The organism is Natrarchaeobius chitinivorans (genome assembly GCF_003841505.1).
Classification (GTDB): Archaea; Halobacteriota; Halobacteria; order Halobacteriales; family Natrialbaceae; genus Natrarchaeobius; species Natrarchaeobius chitinivorans.
In genome coordinates, this window is sequence record NZ_REGA01000010.1 from 124,077 (window position 1) to 144,739 (window position 20,663).

A 20,663-nucleotide genomic window follows, 5' to 3' on the forward strand; every position below is an offset into this window, starting at 1 on the left:
TTCACCTGATCTCGAATCGATTTCCGCAATCTGTCGCGATCGCCGGACCGACACACACCCACGATTGTACGTGGATCGGGCGACCAGAAGTGCCTCACACTGCAAGTCATTACCGAAGACTGCGGGAAGCGCCCGGTCACTCCGGTGAACGGGTACAGCAATCCGCATCGGAGAGCCAACTCGCACGGGTTGGATGACCGATTGCCGGTCATCGCCCACCGGTGTTCGATCGGCTGGGACAGACTCATACCAGACCGTATCAGGGGCTCGCTGACGATGAATACGTACATTTATCCTCTCAAGGGGAGACGATCACGTATGAATCGATCACAGATCGCTGCTGGGAGCCGTCGACGGGACCGATGAGTTTCCGGAGCCAGTTCTGGGGGGTGGTCAACACGTACCGATCGATACTCGTGATGTTTTTCGGTATCGTTCTGGTGTTGTTCGTGTTGAATACGTTCGCGTTCGTCCACCTCGATCCATCGGCGGACACCTTCGCGATTTCCCTGCTCAACTTCGGGATTCTCGGTGGCCTGCTCGCGGCGACTGCGTTCACGCTATGGCGATGTCGACGCCACCGAATGTGACGACGGAACTGATGGGGCACCGTTGTACCGACCGCAGACGGGTACACACAGACGACAATGTCGTACGGCGGCCCGTATCGGGCGGCCAGCACGCCCGGTGTGACGGCCAGTTCGCGAGCCAAACCGTATCGGTTTCCAACGGCGATATCGGCTGCGATCGGGAGTGTGTGGCCGAAAGCGATGGTGATAACTCTACCGGCCGGCCGTTGTGATGACGCTATCGGCCGTGTGCCGTGATGATACTATCGGCCCCCTCCGCTGGCGGTCCCGGGCGAATCAGCCCCGCTCTGTAGCCGGGACGGCCAGCAACGTCGGATCGGTCCCTTACGATCCGATGGCAAACAAACTTAAGGGGTTTCCAACGAGGTGAATATCAATGAGCGATCTCAGGAAACGCGCGAACGAGTTCCTCGAGCAGGCTGGAACGAAACCGGGGAACGTCGACGTCACAGCGGTCGAACCGTTGCTCGACGCTGACGACGGCTACGTTCGTCACACGGCGTTGCGAACGCTGGCACTCGTTGCCAGCGAGAATCCGGATCAGGTGCTCCCCGTCGTCGAAACCGTCCGATCCCGCGTCGATGATTCTTATGCCGTCGCGTCGAGTACGGCCATGGTGATTCTCTCGTTCGTCGGAGAAACGAATCCTGCCGAAGTCAGGCCCGTCGTGCCGGAAATCGTCGACCGACTCGACAACCCCTCTCCGGGGTATCGGTTTCGAGCAGCGTCCGCGCTCGTCCCGCTTGCGGACCCGTCTCCCGAGGTGGTCGTCGACTACGCCGACGACCTCGCCGATCTTCTCGTCGACACCCCGGTCGTCAGTTCCATTCGGAACGACGCACTCGAGGAGGAGAACCTCAATCCGGGTCGGATAAAGACGATGGAGAAGGCCCGTAGTCGGGACCGGGGACGGTCGATTGCCTACCGCGAAATCCTCGCACACCTCCTCGTCTGCGTTGCAGATGCCGACCCGGCAGCGATAGTCGACAGGCTCGACGACGTCGCCGAGGAACTTCCGGAGAGCAAACAGCCGGTTCGACAGGCGCTCGTCGAGGTGTTTAGACACGTCGCCGAGTCCAACGACGTCGACGTATCGGTTCCGATCGATCCCCTCCAGGACCTCCTCGAGGACGACGATCCGACCGTTCAGGCCCGGGCAGTTCGGACGCTGGGATTCGCCGAAGCGACCGAAACCATTCCTGCACTTCGGGCGCTGGCCGAGCGAGACGGGAACGAAACCGTCAGCGAACTCGCGAGGGAAACGGCTGACTGGCTCGCACAGCGCACGTAGCGGTCTTCTCGCCTAGACTTTCGGTCCGTAGGGGTCCGGTCGAATGGGTGTGTTATCAGTATAGTGAGTAATGAATAGGAACATTTATATAATGTCAAATCAACCAACGAGTGTATGGTTGACAGCCAATCGCACGGAGACTACAGCGATATAGTCTCCCGACGGAAGTTCGTAGAACTCACGGGAATCGCAGGGGCAGCAGCACTCGCGGGCTGTTCCAGCGAGGACCCAAGTGGGAACGGGAACGGAAATGGGAACGGAAGTGGGAACGGAAACGGGAACGGCTCGGGATCGCAAGACGAAGCACCCGATTTCTCCGAATCGCGTATCAGGACCGCGAACTCGTTTTTCGAACCAGCGGATATCCACTACAACAACCAGCTGTGGTCGGGGTCGACGCACATCAACAACTCCATGTTTCCGGAGCTAGCGAAGTGGAACTACGTCACCCAGGAGTGGACGCCCCACGCAGCCGTCGACTGGGAGGCAGGACCGGAGACGTTCACCGTCGAACTGCGTGACGACCTGGTCTGGAGCGACGGCGAGCCGATCACGGCCGAGGACCTCGAGGACCGCCTGCGTATCGGCGAAGAGATGGGCGAGGAACTGTTCGAGTTCGTCGACGACTACGAGGCCGTCGACGACACCACTCTCGAGGTGACGTACCCGGAGGGAACGAACCCGTTTATCGTCGAGCAGTCGCTGTTGCACCACCACATCGACACGCCACGCCAGATGTGGGGCGAGTTCGTCGACATGGACGACCCCGACATCGGAAACATCCAGGCGTTCGAGCCGAAGGGGATGGGCGGCGACGACGACGTCGACGAGGTTATCGCCGGCGGAACGGTCGTCCAGGACGAACGTGCGACACAGAACATCAGCTATCGCACGCGCCACTCCGGCGTCGAAATCGACGGTCGGGAGATCGAACCGCATCCGGACGCCGACGAGAACATCAACTTCGCCGGGTACCAGATGGGATTCCGCTCGGGCAACACCGAGTACCACCAGAGCATGATGGCGGGCGAACTCGACGCGATGCACAGCGTCTTCGTCCCGCCGGAGACGGTCGACCAGTTCGAAGACTGGCACATGATCCCGACTCCGATGGGATTCGGCCCTGGCCTGGTGTTCAATCACGATCACGACCACTGGGGAACGCGTGAAGTGAGACAGGCCGTCGGCCACGTCGTAGACCGACAGCGCGCCGTCAACGCCGTCGGAGACACGACGCAGGCACACGTCGAAACGCCAGCGGGGATCTCGACGGCTCTCGTCGACGACTGGGTCGATACGAGCGGTCTAGACGATTACACCGGCGGCGAGTCCGCCGCGGAGGATCTGATGCAAGACGCCGGATACGAACGCAACGACGACGGCGTCTGGGAACTCGACGGCGAGCCGCTCGAGGCAGACGTCCTCGCACCGGCCGGCTGGACGGACTGGATCACGGCCGCCGACGCCGCGATCGACGACCTCACGGCGTTCGGTATCGACGTTTCGATGGCAGTGACGCCTCGACCGGAGATCACCGGCGAGCGACTGCCTGCGGGTGACTTCGAAATCGTCGTCGAAGGATGGGTTCCGGGCGGAATGAACGGGTTCTGGCCGTACTTCTCGTTCGAACACATCTACCGGAACACCGAGTTCGCCGAGCCCGAGAACCGTCCGTGGAACAACCTCCCACAGGAGATCGACGGAGTCGACACCCACGAACGCCTCGACGAATTCGCACAGACACAGGATCGAGACGAGATGGAGTCGATCGCACAGGACCTGGCGGAACTGTACAACGACGTGTTGCCGGCCGTCCCGCTCACTGAGGGCCTCGAGCAGTCGTTCCTCAGCGAGGACGGCTGGAACTTCTCGACCGACGAGGCTGACGTCCACAACCAGTGGCCGCTTCACTGGCTCCCGAAGCAGGGCAACCTCTGGGCGACCGAGTAGGAACAGACAGACGTATATATGTCCCCTTTCCATTATTATCCAACGAGTTGGTCGAGTATTCCATGAACTGGTGGGTCAAACGGACTGGACAGGCGCTGTTCACTATCTGGGCAGTGGTAACGATCACTTTCGTCCTCATCAGAGGGCTCCCCGGCGATCCGGGGGATCGTATTCGCGAACAGGCACAGCGACACAATCCCGACATGTCACAGGCGGCGCTCGAGCGACTGATCGAAGCGCGCATCCCGGCGAGTTACGACGATCCGGTTCACGTCGCCTACTGGGAGTATTTGACGAGCGTCATGCGTGGCGACCTCGGTTACTCGACGTTTAGACGGGCCGAAGTCGCACCGGAGATCGCGTCCGTCTTGCCGTGGACGGTCCTCATCATGTCACTGAGCACGGCGTTGATGTTCGCGATCGGGCTCGGACTCGGCGCGCTCATGGCGTACAAAGAGGGATCGAGGTTCGATACCGCCATGACCGGCGCATCGATCTTTTTCAACTCGATCCCCTACTACGTCGCGGCCGTGTTGCTAATCGCGTTCCTGGGCTATCGGTTGAGCGTCTTCCCTGCACGGGGGACCCACTCAGACGCGACGGATCCCGGTCTCTCCGCACACTTCATCTTCGATGCGCTGTATCACGCCACGCTACCGACGCTCTCGTTCGTCATAACGGGATTCGGTATCATCGCGCTGACGATGCGGGGCAACAGTATTCAGACGCTCGGTGAAGAGTACATTCGCGTCGCAAAACTTCGGGGCATTCCGGACCGCCGGATCGCGCTCCGGTACGTCGGACGGAACGCGATTCTTCCGATGTGGACGACCCTGCTCATCTCGATCGGATTCATGTTCGGCGGGGCGATCATTCTCGAGGAGATCTTCCAGTACCGCGGGATGGGCTGGTTGATGTTCCGATCGATCGAACACAACGACATCTACCTCATGATGGGAACGTTCCTGATCGTAACGATCGCCGTCGTCATCGCGCTGTGGATAGCAGACGCGACGTACGGCTGGCTCGATCCGCGGATCAAATCGGGTGATGACAGTGAATCGTACTGACGAACCGTCCGACGACGAGCCGGGATCGGGCGACGCCGGCTCCCGGTTCGACGGATCGGCGCTGTTCGATCGTGACACTGACGGCACCGACAGGGAGTATCGCGCCGACGGCGGTCAAAGCGCCGGCGGTGGACAGATGTTCTCTGACTCCGAGTTCACCGACGTCACGATGGGGCAGCGCCTCTCTGAGGTGTTTTACCAGTCGATTTACGAGCCGTTCGTGGTCGCGTGGGAAGACTGGCGAACGAAAGTCGGACTCAGCATCATCTCGCTGTATCTGCTTCTCGGCGCCGTCGCCTGGGTGTCCACCTCGGAGTTTCTGATCCTCGATCGGATCACGATCATCGAACCCGCTCGCGGTGACGGACCGATCCGACTCGCGCCGTTCCAGGACTGGAGTTATCCGCTGGGAACGGACATGATCGGCCGTGACCTCCTGGCGGCGATGATACACGCGACGCCGCGGATGCTCCAGATGATCCTCGCCGGTGCCGTGTTCGCAACCGTCGTGGCGACGGTCGTCGGAACCCTCGCTGGATACAAAGGCGGCATCACCGAACGGGCGTTGATGACGATTGCAGACGTGTTGATGACGATTCCCGGCCTTCCGCTGGTTATCGTCCTCATCGTCCTCATCGATCCGTCCAGCCCGTATCTGATCGGGATCATCATCGTCGTCAACGCCTGGGCCGGACTCGCACGGACGATCCACTCCCAGGTGTTGACGATTCGCGAACACTCCTACGTCGAGGCCTCGCGAACGATGGGCATCGGGACACCGACGATCATCAGAAAGGACCTGTTGCCGAACCTGATGCCGTACATCCTGATCAACTTCACCAGTATGGCCCGCCGCGTCATCTACGACAGCGTCGCGCTGTACTTCCTCGGAGTCATCTCGGTCAACACGATCGAAAACTGGGGCGTGATGATGAACATCGGCTACGAGAACAACGCACTCATCATTCCCGAGGTCTCACACCTCCTGTTCGTCCCGATGGTCTTCGTCGTCGGACTCTCGTTCGGGCTGATCCTGTTCTCACAGGGGACCGATCGACTGTTCAACCCACGGGTCCGCGCTCGTGGTAGCGGTTCGACGAAGTCGAAAGACGACGAGGAGATCACGACCGGTGGTGGTGCACTATGAGTACGCACGAAACGACAGTTACGGACGGCCGATCGCACAGTGTCTCGGACCCGATCCTCGAGATTCGAAACGCCGAAGTCGTCTTCGAAATGGATCGGGGCGTCTCCCGGGTGCTCGACAACGTTTCGCTCGACATTCAGCGGGGTGAAATCCTCGGCATCGTCGGCGAAAGCGGCAGCGGAAAGTCGATGCTCGCCTCGTCTACGCTCGACGCCGTCGTCGAGCCGGGCGTTCTCAGCGGTAGCGTGACGTACTATCCGGAAGAGGGCGACCCCGTCGACGTCCTCGAGCTTTCCGATTCGGAACTGCGCCAGTTACGCTGGGAGGAGATCGCGATGGTCTTCCAGGGTGCGATGAGTTCGTTCAATCCGACGATGAAGATTCGAGATCACTTCGAGGAAACCCTCGAAGCCCACAACTACTCCCTGTCGGAGGGAATGAGCCGGGCCCACGAGTTGCTCTCGGATCTGTATCTCGACTCCGAACGCGTCCTCGATTCGTACCCCCACGAGTTAAGCGGCGGCATGCAACAGCGGACGTTGATCGCGCTCTCGGTCATCCTCGAGCCGAACGTGCTCGTGATGGACGAGCCGACGGCGGCGCTCGACCTGTTGATGCAGCGGTCGATCATCTCGCTACTCGAGGAACTCAAAGAGAAGTACGACCTCACGATGATGTTCATCACGCACGACCTGCCGCTGGTCGCAGAGCTGGCCGACCGGCTGGCCGTGATGTACGCCTTCGAGTTGATCGAGCAGGGGACGACCGAGGAGATGTTGCAGAACGCGGGCCATCCCTACACCCGCGCACTCCTGAACTCGACCCCGAATCTCGATGCACCACTCGAGGAGATGCGACCGATCCCCGGCTCCGCACCGGACCCGGTGGCCGTCCCCGACGGCTGCTCGTACCACCCACGGTGTCCGCTCGCGACCGATCAATGTGTCGCGACGGATCCGCCGAGCGAACCGGTGACCGAATCGCACCTCATCGACTGTCACCACTGGGAAGAGTCGATCGAATCGATTCCGCTCAACCATCAAAAGGAGGCCACAACTCGAACGACCGACGAGGAACGAAACCCAATGGATCACCAGAATCAGATGGAGGGTGAACGATGAGTGACGAGCCACTCGTTTCACTCGAGAACACCGAAGTTCACTTCGAAGAGGAAAGCGGCCTGTTCGACTTCAGCGAACCGGATGTCGTTCGTGCGGTCGACGGCGTCTCGCTCGACATCGGCGAACAGGACGTCGTCGCACTGGTCGGTGAATCCGGCTGCGGCAAGACGACACTCGGCAAGACCGCCATCGGGCTTCAGCGTCCGACCGGCGGGAGCGTCACGTACCGTGGACAGGACATCTGGGACGCGAAAGATAACAACGGCGACGTCGACATCCCCTACGACGATATCCGTCGGTCGCTGCAGATCATCCACCAGGACCCGGGGAGTTCGCTGAACCCTAACCGGCGAGTGTTAGGGACGCTCGAGGCCCCGCTGAAGAAGTGGCAGCCGGATATGAGCTCCGGGGATCGACGCGAGGAGATCGTCAGGATGCTCGAGGCGGTCGGGATGACGCCGGCGACCGACTACGCCGGCCGATACCCACACCAGCTTTCCGGTGGAGAACAACAGCGCGTCGCGTTGATTCGGGCGCTGTTGATGGATCCCGATCTCATCCTGGCAGACGAGGCCATCAGCGCACTCGACGTCTCGTTGCGCGTCGACATGATGGATCTGATGCTGGAGCTTCAACAGCAGTTCAACACGTCGTTCGTGTTCGTCTCACACGACCTCTCGAACGCACGGTATCTCGCCTCGCATGCGGGCGGACGGATCGGCGTGATGTACCTCGGCGAACTCATCGAGATCGGACCGCCGGAACAGATCATCAACGATCCACAACACCCCTACACCAAGGTGCTTCGGTGGGCGACGCCGGACCTTCGGTCGACCGATAAGGCCGAAGAGCCGCCGGTGCGGAAAATCGACATTCCGGACCCGAAAAACCCGCCGTCGGGCTGTCGCTTCCACACGCGGTGTCCGGAAGCCAGGGAGGCCTGTAAAGCCGATTCACCCGCGTCCTACGACCAGGAATCGGGCCACCGCGTCCGGTGTTTCCGTGCGGACGACGATCACGACTACTGGTCGAGTCAGCCGGTAACCGACGACGAACCGTCGGCACACGCCTCTGACGCCACGTCCGATTAACTGCGGCACGTTTTTTCGATCGTTCGGCTCGCGTTTTCTTTCGGCGACACGTCGGGGTGACGCCTGTAACCGATCCAAAGAGTAAAATATCCTCTATAGGAATGTTTACTCGATGCTCGAGAAAGGGACGAGTTACTTTAGTGTCAGAGATCCTAAACACGCGGAAGCAGACCTCGACCGCTTCAAAGACGAAGGGCTGAACGCCGTGCTTCACACGTTCAGCGAGCGGGATCGGATGTACTACACGGAGACGATGTCCGAAATCGTCGAGGCGAGTCACGACCGAGACTTTACGGTGTACATGAACCCGTGGTCGATCGGTCGCGTCTTTGGCGGCGAGGCGCTGTCGGAGTTCATCGGCAAGAACCCGGAAAGCTGTCAGGTACTCTCGACGGGCGAGTCCGTCCCGACGGCCTGTTTCAACGATCCCGATTTCAGGGAGTACATGCGTGGGTGGGTCGCCGACGCGGCGGACGTCGGTGCCGACGTCCTCTTCTGGGACGAACCCCACTGGTACATTCCGGAGTGGTTCGACCACGAGGTGCCCGAAGGAACGTGGACCTGCCGGTGTGAAAGCTGTCAGGAGCTGTACGAAGAGGAGTACGACGAACAGATGCCCGCGACCCGAACCGAACGGATCGACGAGTTCCGCGAGGCGTCGCTGCTCTCGTTTCTCGACGAGATGATGGAACTCACCGCGGAGAAAGGCCTCGAGAACGCAGTCTGCCTGCTTCCGAGCGAGGACTCGGATCACGGCCTGCGCGACTGGGAGAAACTCGCGGCCAACGAACACCTGGACGTCCTCGTCACCGACCCGTACTGGGACGTCTTCGACGAGGAGAGCCCCGAGTTCATCTCGTATTTCACCGACACCGTCGTCTCGCTGGCGGAGGAGTACGATCTGAAGAGTCAGATCTGGATCCAGGGCTTCCGTCTCGACGACGATCCGGAGACGATCGGGGACGTTCGGAAGGCGACGCGAGCGACGATCGACGGCGGCGTCGACAGCGTCTTCATGTGGGGATACGACGCGTGTCGGTCGATCTCCGACATCGCCTGTGAGGACCCCGACGCGGTGTGGGAAGCCTACCTCGAGGAACTGCCGTCGGAGTAATATGAAAATCCTCGTCAATCAGGCCGGATACGATCCCGACGAACGAAAACGCGCGATACTCCGGGGATCGCCCGGGGAGACGCCCGGCGACGTGCGAGTCGTCGACGTCGAGACGAACGCGGTCGTCTTCGAAACCGAGGCCACTCGTCGCGGCCCCGTCGACGACTGGAAAAACTGGGTGTTCTGGACGGCCGAGTTCACGGCTCTCGAGGAGCCGGGGTCGTACGCCGTGACCGTCGACGTGACCGATACCGGAGCGGGCGGCCAGGACGAGGGCGGACCGACGGACAGGGACGGGGATTCTCGCGCGGGTGGAGACGGTACTCGCCCGCGATCACACGTCTTCGAGATCCGCGAGGACGTCGTCGGGGAACGGGTCCTCTCTGACGTCGTCTACTACTTCAAGACCCAGCGCGCCTCCGGCCGGTTCGACCGCGCTGACCGGGCCGTTCCGTTCGTCGGCGACCGAACGGAGACCGTCGACGTCAGCGGCGGCTGGTACGACGCCTCGGGGGACATGAGCAAGTACCTGAGCCACCTCAGCTACGCCAACTACGTCAACCCTCAGCAGACGCCGATCGTCGTCTGGGGTCTCCTCGACGCCTACGATCAGCTGTACGCGGGCGAACGCTCGCTCGGGGCACTGCTCGAGGAGCGTCTGCTCGAAGAGAGCGTCCACGGCGCGGACTTCCTCGTCCGAATGCACGACGAGGAGGGGTATTTCTATCACACCGTCTTCGACCAGTGGTCGAAAGAAACCGACCGACGGGAGATCTGCGCGTACGAGGGCGAAGACGGGACGAAGACGACGGATTACGAGGCCGGCTACCGCCAGGGCGGAGGCGTCTCGATCGCGGCTCTCGCACGCGCGAGTCGAATCGACGAATCGTCGGAAATCGCAGCGGCGGCAGCGTTCGATCCCGCCACCTATCTGTCGACCGCGGTCGACGCGTTCGACCACTTAGCGGAGCACAACGAGGCCTACCTCGACGACGGCACCGAGAACGTCATCGACGACTACTGTGCGTTGCTCGCGGCGACGGAACTGTTCGGTGCGACCGGCGACCGGCGGTTTTACGACGCCGCGACCGACCGCGCTCGATCGCTGCTCGAGCGCCAGACCGGCGACGACCGATACGCGGGCTGGTGGCGCGCCGACGACGGCCAGCGGCCGTACTTCCACGCCGCCGAAGAGGGGCTGCCGGCGCTCGCGCTCTGTCGGTTTCTCGAGGTGCTCGGTGAGTCCGATTCGCCAGCCGGCCAGGAAGAACTGCGAGGGGAAATCACGGACGCGCTCGCGACGTACTGGGCGTTCGAACTCGAGATCACGACCGACGTGGTCAACCCGTTCGACTACGCCCGTGCCTACGTGAAAGCCGTCGACGAACCCGAGCCGCGGGCGTCGTTTTTCTTCCCGCACGAAAACGAGACGGGCTACTGGTGGCAAGGTGAGAACGCCCGCATCGCCTCGCTCGCGGCGGCCGCCGTCCGGTCGGCGCGCGTTCTCGGCGACGATTTCGAGCCCAGCACCGACGAGCTTCATCGCTTCAGCCAGGCGCAACTGGACTGGATCCTCGGGTTGAACCCCTTCGACGTGTCCATGGTCGAGGGGACCGGGCGGAACCCACCCCACTACCACGAGCGGTTCCGGAACGTCCCCGGCGGCGTCTGCAACGGGATCACCGCCGGCGCGACCGACGAGTCCGACGTCGCGTTCCTCCCCGACGGGATCGGCGACGATCACGCCCACCGGTGGCGCTGGGCGGAACAGTGGCTCCCCCACGCGGCTTGGTTCGTCGTCGCCGTCGCCTCGCGACACTCGAGGGAGTGATCGCGAAGACCGGGAACGCAGTCGGATTTTCGAGCGTACTACCTCGATACCCGACGTAGGGTGAGAGCGCGAAGGTGTGTCCGTTCGATCCCTCGATACCGATTCGTCCGAAACGTTTTAGACTATAGTTCGCGTACTATGTACTATGTCGAACGCGCCTCGCCCGACTCGGCCACCGGACGCGGGACGAACAGCCCGCCAGTTTTTCGTCGTTCAAGAGTTGCTGGGAACGCCGGAGCTGGCGCGGTTTTACACGGACCTGCTGGTCAACTCGCCGACGACGGTAACCGCCGCACGGGATCGGCAGGGGTTCTCGAAGAGCACCGCTTACAAGTACGCCAACACGCTGTCCGAGCTGGGCGTCGCAGCGGAACTGGACGAGTTCGAGAACGGGTCGGCGCTCTGGCGAGCCGACCCGGTAAGCGGTAACTGGACGGACGAAACCACGATCGAGCTCGGTCCCGCGTTTTTCGCCGTCTACGGAGCGACCAGCGGCGACGACGACCTCGAACTCTTCGTCGACCGCCACGGTAAGGCGGCGCTCGCCCCCGCAGTCACCGCGACGATCGAGTACCTCGAGGGCGAAACGACGCGTCGCGGGGTCGCGGACGACCTCGGAGTGCCCGCCGTGGAGGCAATCGCCGTTACGCAGGCCATCGAGCGAGTTCTCGTCGTGGTGAAAGACCACGATCCGACGCTCGAGGACGTCACGTTCGACGTGAACATCCACGAACGGGCGCTCGAGGAGGCACCGTACCGCCACGCCGATGGGTGAAGCGAATCCATCCCCGATTCCCGGCGCGCTCGTCCTCGATACGAGTTTCCTCCGGACGATCGGCGGAACGGAAAGCGATGCGTATCAAACGTTCGTACGGTACGTAAAGAACGAAGGGGTGAAACTGTACCTGAGCGGCGGTGTCGTCGACGAACTGACCGAACAGCGCGGATATCTCTCGATTGATTGGGTCGACCGGGCGGACACGACGGAGTGGGTCACCGTCGTGGGCGACGTGCAGGCGGGAGTCCGCGTCCACGACGGACCGCGGGCCGGGGAAGTCATGGATCGGGTCCACGAACGACTTGCGAAGTTCGAGCGGACCGATCCGGACACGCTACGAAAGACGGACTCGGAACTCCCGGCCGTTGGCGTAATGCTCCTCGGCTCGACGGAACACGACGCCGTCGGAATCGTGATGGACGATCGGAACGCAGAACGGGCGATTTCCGGCGTGATCAGAAACACGTACTACGAGGGACGGATCCGCGTCATCGACGTCTGGACGGCGATCGAACACATGGAAAAACGAACGGCGTAACTGCCCACGGGGTACGCAGATTCGAGCGGTATCTCGTACGGATTACTGTAACTGTTTACCGGCGCACCCGCCGCCCGGGTCGCGGTGCGCCGGCGATGACGTACAGTAAACCGTATCACAGGTCCCGTGCGGGAGAACCTTCTTTTACTCTCGTGAGAACGAACACGGTATGACCTGGCGATTCGCGGGTGCGAACTTCGATCAGATGCACATGAATACCAACCTCGAGTGGGTGCGCGATCATCCGGACGCCGAACTCGTGGGCGTCTGCGACGAGGACCCCGAAACCTCGACCGGCTCGCTGTCCGACGCCGTTTCCGACCTCGAAATTCCCGACGGAGACGTCTACGACGATCTCGATGCGTGTCTCGAGGAGAGCGAGCCGGACGTCGTGCTCGGCTGTCCGCGAAACGCCGAACACGCGGTGTTCGTCGAGCGCGTCGCGGCCTACGACGTCCACCTCGCGATCGAGAAGCCGCTTGCGGCCACGCTCGCCGGTGCCGATCGCATGCTCGAGGCCTGGCGCGACGAGAATCTGTTCGCGATCAACTGGCCGGTGCTGTGGGACCCGGTCAAACACGAGGTCCGCCGGCTCGTCGAGGCGGGGACGATCGGCGACGTCCTCGAGATCCAGTACTACGGCGGGAACGCCGGCGCACCGCCGGACGGAAGCTGGTTCTACGACCCCGAAGCGGGCGGTGGCTCCCTGCTCGATTACCTGGGGTACGGCGCGACGTTCTCGACGTGGTTTCGCGGCGGCGAACTGCCGAGCGACGTCACCGCAGAAACGTACGTCCCCGAGGAGATGACGGTCGACGTCCAGTCGTCGACCGTCTGTCGATACGAGTCGGGGCTGTCGACGCTACAGACCTCCTGGCGGCTGCTCACGAATCCCTGGGAGATCCAGCCCCAGCCGCCGAAAGGGTACGAAATCGTCGGCACTGCGGGCGCGATCAGCACCCGCGATCGCGAGGTCCCGATCCGGGTCACCACCGAAGACGAGCCGGAGGGGTACGCAGTCGAGCCGGACCCGCTCCCCGACCGGTTCGAAAACCTCGTCCACTACGTGATCGACCGCCTCGAGACCGGCGAGGAGCCGGAGGGGCCGGCCGATCCGACCTTCTGTCGGGAGGCCCACAGAATCGTCGAGAGCGCGCGTCGAAGCGCCGATCGAGGCGAGACGGTCGAACTCGTCGAGTAACTGGTCGGGATCACTCCCGCGCCGGCGGCGGCGTGTACGTGGCGAGATCCGTCTCCCGAAGGTCGACGTCCTGCCCGGTCTCGGCCGCTTTGTACGCCGCCATGCAGAGACGAAGAATGCGCCGGCCGTCCTCGAGATCCAGCGTTCCGTTCTCGCCGCGACGGAAGGAGTCGACGGCGTCGCGGTTCTCGGCGACGAATCCGCCCGTCACGGCTCCCGCGGCGTCGACCGGCATCCGACCGCTGGTCGCGGTCTGTTTTTCGGCCCACCCTTCGCCGGCCCCGACCGCATCGGAGAAAAAGACGCTCGAGGAAGCCTCGTCGGCGACGACCTGACCGGAGTACTCCGGGCCGAGCAGTTCGATCGTGCGTCGAACGCCCGCGCCGACGTAACACCACGACCCCGACGCCTCCGAGATCACGGGGTCGCCGTGTTCGTCCTCGTAGCGAACCGTCGCACGGGCGTAGTCGTCTGCCGGATCGGACTCGTAGTCGACATCGTGTTCCTCACGGAGCTGGCTCGCGTAGCGCTCTCGACTCCACTTCAGTGTCTCGGTGTCGGCGGACACCGAAACGGGCTCGAGGCCGGCAGCCGTCGGTTCGGAGCCGCCAGAGGGAGACCCGGGATCGTCGTCAGTCGGCTCCGGATCGGAGAGGAGTACGTGGTTGCCCGCGAGCGCGTGACAGAGCATGTCGGTCAACGCGCCACCACCCTGTCGGGTGCCGTGCCAGAACCACGCCGAGTGGGGGCCACCGTGTTCGGCCTGCGACCGTGCGATATACGGCCGTCCGGCCTCGCGACCGCGCTCCCAGAGCAACTCTCGCATTTTCCGGATGGCGGGTTCGTGGGGCCAGTTCTCGAGGTAGGCGTGGGGGATCCCGGCCCCGTCGATTCGGTCGACGATGTGTGCGGCCTCGCGGAGGTTTCGCGCGACCGGTTTCTCCATCGCGATTCCCTGGAGGTCGGCTCCGTCTTCGACCGCGTCGATCGCGGCGTCGACGGCGTCGGCCCGCGTGAAGTTCGGACTCGTCACCCACACTCCGTCGACGTCCGGATTCTCGACGAGTGCTGCGATTTCGCCCTCGCCGTAGACGGCCGGATCGCCGAGGTCGTTCTCGCGACACTCCGTTGCGACCTCCGCAGCCGTCTCTCGCGTGCGGTTCTGGATTCCGGCGACGTGGACGCCGGGGAGGTACCCGACGCTCGGTACGTGGCGCTCTCGAGTGATGAATCCACAGCTGACGAACCCGATACCGAAGCTTTCCTCGCTCATACGCGGCGAATCGATGGCCGAAAGTATAGGCGCTTTGATCGTGTGATGCGGGGTAACGACCGAAACACTCGAGTACGGATACGAGAATGGGTAGGTGCTGACGAGAGTACTGTGATATGTCCGTAGAAATTGGAATCATCGGGGCTGGGAATCGTGGGCAGAAACACGCGGCCGAGTACGCGACCGTCGAGGACGCCGACGTCGTCGCGATCGCGGACGTCGACGAGGCCGCCGCCCGGTCGCTCGCACGGGAGACGAACGCCGAGGTGTACGGCGACTACCGGGATCTCCTCGAGGACGCCGACGTCGACGCGGTGTCGATCTGCGTTCACAACAACCTCCACCGACCGATCACGGCCGACGCGGCGGCGGCCGGCTGTCACGTCTTCTGTGAGAAGCCGATGGCATCGACGTACACCGACGCGAGAGCGATGGCCGACGCCGTCGAGGACGCCGGCGTCCACCTCGGGGTACAGAACAATCGGCTGTTTCAACCGGAGACGCGGGCTGCACGGACGCTGATCGACGAGGGAAAGCTGGGCGATCCCTACTACGCCCGGGGCGTGTTCTCCCGCCGCCGCGGCAGGCCGTACGTCGACGGGTACGGCACGCCATCGTTCGTCTCGAAGGAGTCGGCCGGCGGCGGGCCGATCATCGACATCGGGACGTACGTCATCGGCCAACTGCTGTACCTGCTTGGCAACGAACGCGTCGAACGGGTGGCCGGTTCGACCTTCGAACACACCGACGAGATGTACGCCGAAGAACTGATCGGCGAGGATCACGACCGCTACGCCGACCGCCTCGCGGAGTCCGGATACGACGTCGAGGACGTCGGCCTGGGGATGGCACACCTCGAGGACGGCTCCGTCCTCTCGATCCGTGCGGCCTGGCACATGTACCTTCCCGACGCCTCGAGCGCGCTCGCAGGCACACGAGGTGGCGTCGAATTTGACCCTTTCAAATTCTACACGACGACCGGCGACTACGAGGCGACGGTCTCACTGGACATCGAGGAGTTCGAACGCCGACAGACGCTCCTCGAGAGCGACTCCGGCTACGAGATGGAACGGTCGGGGGGCCAGTTCCACCACTGGATCGACACCGTCCGCGGGACGGCAGATAACGTGATCCCGACCCACGAGATCGCGCTCAACTCGATGATCGTGATGGAGGGAGTCTACCTTGTACAGGAGGAGGGACGAGAGCTAACTGCCGACGAAATCGCGGAGCGGTCCGAGTCGACCGCGATCGATCCGTGAGCGGCGTCCGTCGTCGACGGAACGGCAGATATCGCGCACTAAACGAACCGGGATCGAAAAGGACTGAGACGGCCGGTGAGCGGGTCCGGCGTGAGCGTCCCGATGACCGGCGGTCCCGTTAGGCGCGAACTGGCCCTATATTCTGATGACGCTCGTGGTATCGCTAAGGAAGTCGGCAATCGCCGCGACCAGCACGTACACGTTCCCCTCCTCGTGGAATCAGATCCTCTTCGCTTTCACTCCCTGACTGACGCTGGAGCGGTCACGGTCTATATCTGGGTTTGAGGAACGAGCAGGTGATGTTTGCCTTCCTCGAGGAGTACATCATCGCCGAATTACGAAGCGGGTAGCCAAATACTAACGGTGCTCCTCCTTTTTCTCCATCGGTGCGTGCGGCTGTCGTCCCAGGACAGTGAGCTATCGGGCCCTCCAGTGCTGGGTGCGCCGGAATTCCGTCGAACCCAGACGAAACACATATCCAGCCAGTTTTCGACTCTTGGGTATGGTCAAGAGTGCGATCCAGCTGTACACGTTACGGAACGTCGATCTCCCGTTCGACGGCCTGCTCGAGCACGTCGCCGACGCCGGATTCGGCGGCGTCGAATTCGCCTACCGCGTCATCGACGAGGATCCCGCCGCCGTTCGGGGGACGCTCGAGGAAACCGGTCTCGAGGCCGCTGGCGCGCACGTTCCGATCGAGTCACTCGAAGACGAGTTCGACGACACCGTCGCGTTCTACGGGACGATCGGCTGTGACGAGTTCGTCGTCCCGTGGCTCGACGAGGAGCACTTCAGTTCACGCGACCGGCTCGAGGACGCAATCGATCGGCTCGCGACCCTCGAGGATCGACTCGCGGACCGCGGAGTCGACCTCCACTATCACAACCACGACCACGAGTACGTCGACCTCGAGGGCGGCCCCGGCTTTCACGCCTTCGTCGACGAGAGCGAGATCGACCTCGAACTGGATCTCGGATTCGTCCTGAAAGCGGGCGACGACCCCGTCGAGTTGCTCCGATCGGTCGGCGATCGCTGTCGGCTGGCCCACGTCAAAGACGTCGACACCGAATCGGGGGAGCTGGTCCGCGTCGGAACCGGCGATCTCGACCTCGAGGGCTGTGCCGACGCGTTTCGCGACGGCGGCGGCGAGTGGTTGATCTACGAGTACGAGGGGGAAGACCCCCTGGCCTCGCTTCCCGATGCCGCAGCCACGATGGACGAACTGATCTGATCGACGTACGCCGGTCCGTCTCACCCGAACTCTGATCCAGTTCCTCGTTCGATCGCATTTCGATGCGGCCAGATCAGAAGAAGAATAACTCCTCGCGTCGCGAATCGGTCAGAGATGCACCGTACTCCGATATTTCGACCGCCTCGGCGTGTCCGGCTGCCCTCCCCCGTTCCGGCCCGTACCTGTCGATCAACGCCTCGCGGAACCGGTCGGCGACGTTCATCTCAGTGTTTTCCTCGAGGTGGCTCAGCCCGTCGCCGGCGAGCCACTCGCGGCGCTCGGCGTCCCCCTCGGGAACCGCCTCGAGTTCGTCGTACGTGTAAGGCAGCCACTCGTACATCTGGGACTCGTGGCAGTGTAACGCGTCGATCTTTCGATCTTCGACGTCGGTCACGTCGATGACGACGTCCGGTTCGAACGGCGCGGGTTTCTCGAAGTGGTCGGCGACGTACCCGAAGACCGGGTTGGTCGACAGCGCCGGAGTGTCGGGACAGATGTTCGGCACGATCAGCGTATAGGCAGCGTCCCGAAGCAGTTGTGCGCAGTAGCGGTGGTCGGGATGGTAGTCGTTGGGACGGGGGCCGAGCACGAGGTCGGGATCGACCTCGCGGACGTACCGAACGAGCCGCCGTCGGTTTTCGAGCGTCGGTTCCAGCCGGCCGTCTTCGATGTCGAACACGTCGTATTCGATACCCAGCGTCTCCGCGACTGCTTCGGTTTCGGCCCGCCTGCGAGCGACCAGTGGGTCGCGGTCCATCTCGTGGTGACCCGCGCCGCCGTCGGTCACGGAGAGAAAGGTGACGTCGTGGCCCGCTTCGACGTATTTCGCGGCGATTCCGCCCGCCTTGATCGAACAGTCGTCAGGATGTGCGCCGACGACGAGGAGCGTACACTGGTCGTCCATATTCCCCCATGGAATCCGGCGGTCGAAACTGTTGGGATTGCAGCGAGAACACCCTCTCCTGCTCGTCGACCGATACGCTACCGGTCGTCGGATCGCGTCTCTATCGTCAACTCGACGACGTCACCCGCCTCGAGATCGGTCGGTTCCAGAAGCCGGACGAACTGTTCGTCAGTGCCGTCGCTGAGCACGCGGGCACGAATCGTCTCCGTCGAGCGGTCGAGTTTCGCCTCGAGGCGGTCGAGGCGGGCGAGCACCTCCGTCTCGAGCGATCGGTCGGCGGCTTCGGCGGGTTCCCGACTCCCATCAGCTTCGGACGATCCAGCGTCCTCGTCGGGAACTCGAACGCCATCCCTTTCGGACGGGGCGTCGACCGCGGATCGGTTCCGGTCGTCGGCTTCGGCTCCCGACCGAGCGTCGTTCACTTCGAACGACGGACTCGCTCGATTGCGCTCGGCCGGTTTCTCGGTACGAACCTCGAGTTCCTGTCCAGTAGACGTCGCCGAGTCGCTGCCGTCGGTCGGTTGCCTGGGAGTTTTCTGGGAGGCCGTCTGTGAGAATGCAGCCTCGAGCGCCTCGAGATCGACGCCTTCGGCCGCGGGATCGACGTCCTGGCTTCGACCGATCGGAACAGTCGCGTCGAACGCGAACGTCTGTTCCTGTATCGCCTTCCAGCGACGCTTTCGGATCCGGGTTGCGGTTCGGTCCGCGATCCAGTCGGGGGCTTGCCACTGACCGTCCTCGTAGAGCCGATAGACTCGCTCGTCGTTGGTCCCCCACGTGAAACACCGATCGAATCGGCGCTGGAACTCGTTGAGCGTCTTCCCGCTCGCGTGTTTGATGACCACCTCCGTCGGAACGAGCGATTCGACGAGGTCGTCGATCGTCTCGAGCGAGGGATGGTTACACAGCGGAAACGTCCGGACCGTACAACGCGTTCCCGAAGACCGATCGGCGTCGTCCGTCCCGGACTGGACGAACACCGCGGCTGGATCGTCACTGATACGCTCGAACAGTCTGCGGGCGCTCCCCGTCGTCGGCGTTTCCGGTCCGGCGATCGTCACCCCACCGGCCTCGAGAACCGTTTCACACCGATCGAACGTCTCGCACGTGTCGATCCCGGGAACGTCGTACTCGAGTGCGTTGTAGAGTTTGGCGGCTTGTCCGACGAGTGTGATCGGTAGCTCCCTCTCGAGCGTTTTCGTCGCGTGACCGAGCAACGTCACGTAGTGGACGCCAGTGAGTGAACTCGCCGCCACGACGACTCTCGATCCTGCGTACGCCCGCTCGAGGACGGTCTGGACGGAATCGTTGAGCGACCTCGAGTAGGAGTCGTCACTCGAGACGTTTACAAACAGACAATCGATATCGAACGGGTACGACGTTGGAAGGCCGGGGTATCCAGCACAGGGACGGGTAGTGAAATCACCGGTGACGAGTATGTGGTGTTCACCGTCGAGCAACCCAGTGGCGTTTTCGTCACGAAATCTGATCACGAACCCGGCCGCGCCGGGGGTGTGACCGGCTGAAACCGGCCGGACGTCGATCGTCTCGAGTACCGACGTCCAGTCGTCGATCGGTTCGAGGGCACCGATCGCAGCGGAGACGTCACCGAGGGCGTTGTCCTTCGTCGCTTCCGGCAGGGCGTGCTCGAGGATCATCGCCGTCGACGGCGAGGTGTAGATCGGCACGCCGCATCGAACGTTTCGGGCGAGTGTCCGGTAGTGATCGATGTGACCGTGTGTGAGCAAGATCGCGTCTAGATACTCGCCGTCTCCGAGCAACGAATCGACATCGACGCCGTCTCCCACATCGACGAGAATACACGTGGGTGTTCCGTCACCGGCCGTAAATCGTAATACCGTGGACTCGTTGCCGCCTTTGACGTTGGCATGTTGATAGGAGACACGCATACGTGACGAAGCGTACTGACGACATATTACGACGGATCCGTTATACAATTACCGGTGTGAAAATATTATCATCAGAATTTCTAATAGGTCGGATAGCCCCACGGAGAAACGGCCCGATGGTTTCAACCTTCACCCCAACAGCTATTACTGTTGGTATCGTGCGCTCGTGATACGTTCACGAGCGTTCGTTCTATCACTTCAATTGTTAAGGGTTTTTGGCAAACTATAATGTTTAAGACAATAACTGAGCGGCTGCCACCCAGTCTCGGTGTTTCACTGTCCCTGAAGCGGTCGAGAGAGGTCCTGAAGTCGATCTCGAGGGATTTTACCCGTAATGCACGAGTTCGTCGACGAAACACAC

Annotated in this window: 17 protein-coding genes; 14 read left to right on the top strand and 3 right to left on the bottom strand. The window is 62.5% G+C overall.

Features of this window, described 5'->3' with window-relative positions; genetic code table 11:
- Window positions 1-362: 362 nt before the first annotated feature.
- The 12 genes from EA473_RS12505 (at window position 363) to EA473_RS12560 (ending at window position 13,722) form a co-directional block, all read left to right on the top strand.
- The gene (locus EA473_RS12505) at window positions 363-590 is read left to right on the top strand and encodes a hypothetical protein (protein ID WP_124195995.1); all 228 of its coding nucleotides are present in this window, start codon (window positions 363-365) and stop codon (window positions 588-590) included.
- 376 nt (window positions 591-966) lie between these two features.
- Window positions 967-1,881 carry a HEAT repeat domain-containing protein gene (locus EA473_RS12510; RefSeq protein ID WP_124195996.1) on the top strand — a complete coding sequence of 305 codons (915 nt, stop codon included), beginning with the start codon at window positions 967-969 and terminating at the stop codon, window positions 1,879-1,881.
- A 114-nt stretch (window positions 1,882-1,995) separates the two neighbouring features.
- Entirely contained in the window at window positions 1,996-3,831 is a 1,836-nt protein-coding gene (locus EA473_RS12515; protein ID WP_124195997.1) for an ABC transporter substrate-binding protein, read from the top strand.
- A gap of 62 nt (window positions 3,832-3,893) precedes the next feature.
- The gene (locus tag EA473_RS12520; RefSeq protein WP_124195998.1) at window positions 3,894-4,901 is read left to right on the top strand and encodes an ABC transporter permease; all 1,008 of its coding nucleotides are present in this window, start codon (window positions 3,894-3,896) and stop codon (window positions 4,899-4,901) included.
- Window positions 4,888-6,048 (top strand): ABC transporter permease, encoded by a 1,161-nt coding sequence (locus EA473_RS12525; RefSeq protein ID WP_243645247.1) that lies wholly within the window; start codon window positions 4,888-4,890, stop codon window positions 6,046-6,048. The genes EA473_RS12520 and EA473_RS12525 overlap by 14 nt, the downstream gene beginning before the upstream one ends.
- Window positions 6,045-7,169 carry an ABC transporter ATP-binding protein gene (locus EA473_RS12530; RefSeq protein ID WP_124195999.1) on the top strand — a complete coding sequence of 375 codons (1,125 nt, stop codon included), beginning with the start codon at window positions 6,045-6,047 and terminating at the stop codon, window positions 7,167-7,169. Before EA473_RS12525 ends, EA473_RS12530 begins: the two co-directional genes overlap by 4 nt.
- Window positions 7,166-8,260 carry an ABC transporter ATP-binding protein gene (locus EA473_RS12535; RefSeq protein ID WP_124196000.1) on the top strand — a complete coding sequence of 365 codons (1,095 nt, stop codon included), beginning with the start codon at window positions 7,166-7,168 and terminating at the stop codon, window positions 8,258-8,260. Before EA473_RS12530 ends, EA473_RS12535 begins: the two co-directional genes overlap by 4 nt.
- Before the next feature lie 112 nt (window positions 8,261-8,372).
- Complete coding sequence (locus EA473_RS12540; protein ID WP_124196001.1) at window positions 8,373-9,374, top strand: hypothetical protein; 1,002 nt, start codon at window positions 8,373-8,375, stop codon at window positions 9,372-9,374.
- Window position 9,375: 1 nt separating this feature from the next.
- Window positions 9,376-11,205 (top strand): glycoside hydrolase family 9 protein, encoded by a 1,830-nt coding sequence (locus EA473_RS12545; RefSeq protein ID WP_124196002.1) that lies wholly within the window; start codon window positions 9,376-9,378, stop codon window positions 11,203-11,205.
- Window positions 11,206-11,350: 145 nt separating this feature from the next.
- Complete coding sequence (locus EA473_RS12550) at window positions 11,351-11,980, top strand: DUF7437 domain-containing protein (RefSeq protein WP_207890178.1); 630 nt, start codon at window positions 11,351-11,353, stop codon at window positions 11,978-11,980.
- The gene (locus EA473_RS12555; protein WP_124196003.1) at window positions 11,973-12,521 is read left to right on the top strand and encodes a hypothetical protein; all 549 of its coding nucleotides are present in this window, start codon (window positions 11,973-11,975) and stop codon (window positions 12,519-12,521) included. Before EA473_RS12550 ends, EA473_RS12555 begins: the two co-directional genes overlap by 8 nt.
- Window positions 12,522-12,690: 169 nt before the next feature.
- Window positions 12,691-13,722, top strand: coding sequence for a Gfo/Idh/MocA family protein (locus EA473_RS12560; protein WP_124196004.1), 1,032 nt, complete (start codon window positions 12,691-12,693; stop codon window positions 13,720-13,722).
- Window positions 13,723-13,732: 10 nt separating this feature from the next.
- On the opposite strand, the gene EA473_RS12565 is transcribed toward EA473_RS12560, so the two are convergent.
- Window positions 13,733-14,995, bottom strand: coding sequence for a Gfo/Idh/MocA family protein (locus EA473_RS12565; protein WP_124196005.1), 1,263 nt, complete (start codon window positions 14,993-14,995; stop codon window positions 13,733-13,735).
- A 116-nt stretch (window positions 14,996-15,111) separates the two neighbouring features.
- On the opposite strand from EA473_RS12565, the gene EA473_RS12570 reads away from it, so the two are divergent.
- Both EA473_RS12570 and EA473_RS12575 read left to right on the top strand, forming a co-directional pair.
- Window positions 15,112-16,257 carry a Gfo/Idh/MocA family protein gene (locus tag EA473_RS12570; protein WP_124196006.1) on the top strand — a complete coding sequence of 382 codons (1,146 nt, stop codon included), beginning with the start codon at window positions 15,112-15,114 and terminating at the stop codon, window positions 16,255-16,257.
- 502 nt (window positions 16,258-16,759) lie between these two features.
- The gene (locus tag EA473_RS12575) at window positions 16,760-17,488 is read left to right on the top strand and encodes a sugar phosphate isomerase/epimerase family protein (RefSeq protein WP_124196007.1); all 729 of its coding nucleotides are present in this window, start codon (window positions 16,760-16,762) and stop codon (window positions 17,486-17,488) included.
- Window positions 17,489-17,561: 73 nt separating this feature from the next.
- Here EA473_RS12575 and EA473_RS12580 read toward each other — a convergent pair whose 3' ends face one another.
- Both EA473_RS12580 and EA473_RS12585 read right to left on the bottom strand, forming a co-directional pair.
- Window positions 17,562-18,392, bottom strand: coding sequence for a PIG-L deacetylase family protein (locus EA473_RS12580; RefSeq protein ID WP_124196008.1), 831 nt, complete (start codon window positions 18,390-18,392; stop codon window positions 17,562-17,564).
- A 77-nt stretch (window positions 18,393-18,469) separates the two neighbouring features.
- The gene (locus EA473_RS12585; RefSeq protein WP_243645248.1) at window positions 18,470-20,302 is read right to left on the bottom strand and encodes an MBL fold metallo-hydrolase; all 1,833 of its coding nucleotides are present in this window, start codon (window positions 20,300-20,302) and stop codon (window positions 18,470-18,472) included.
- Between the last annotated feature and the right edge of the window lie 361 nt (window positions 20,303-20,663).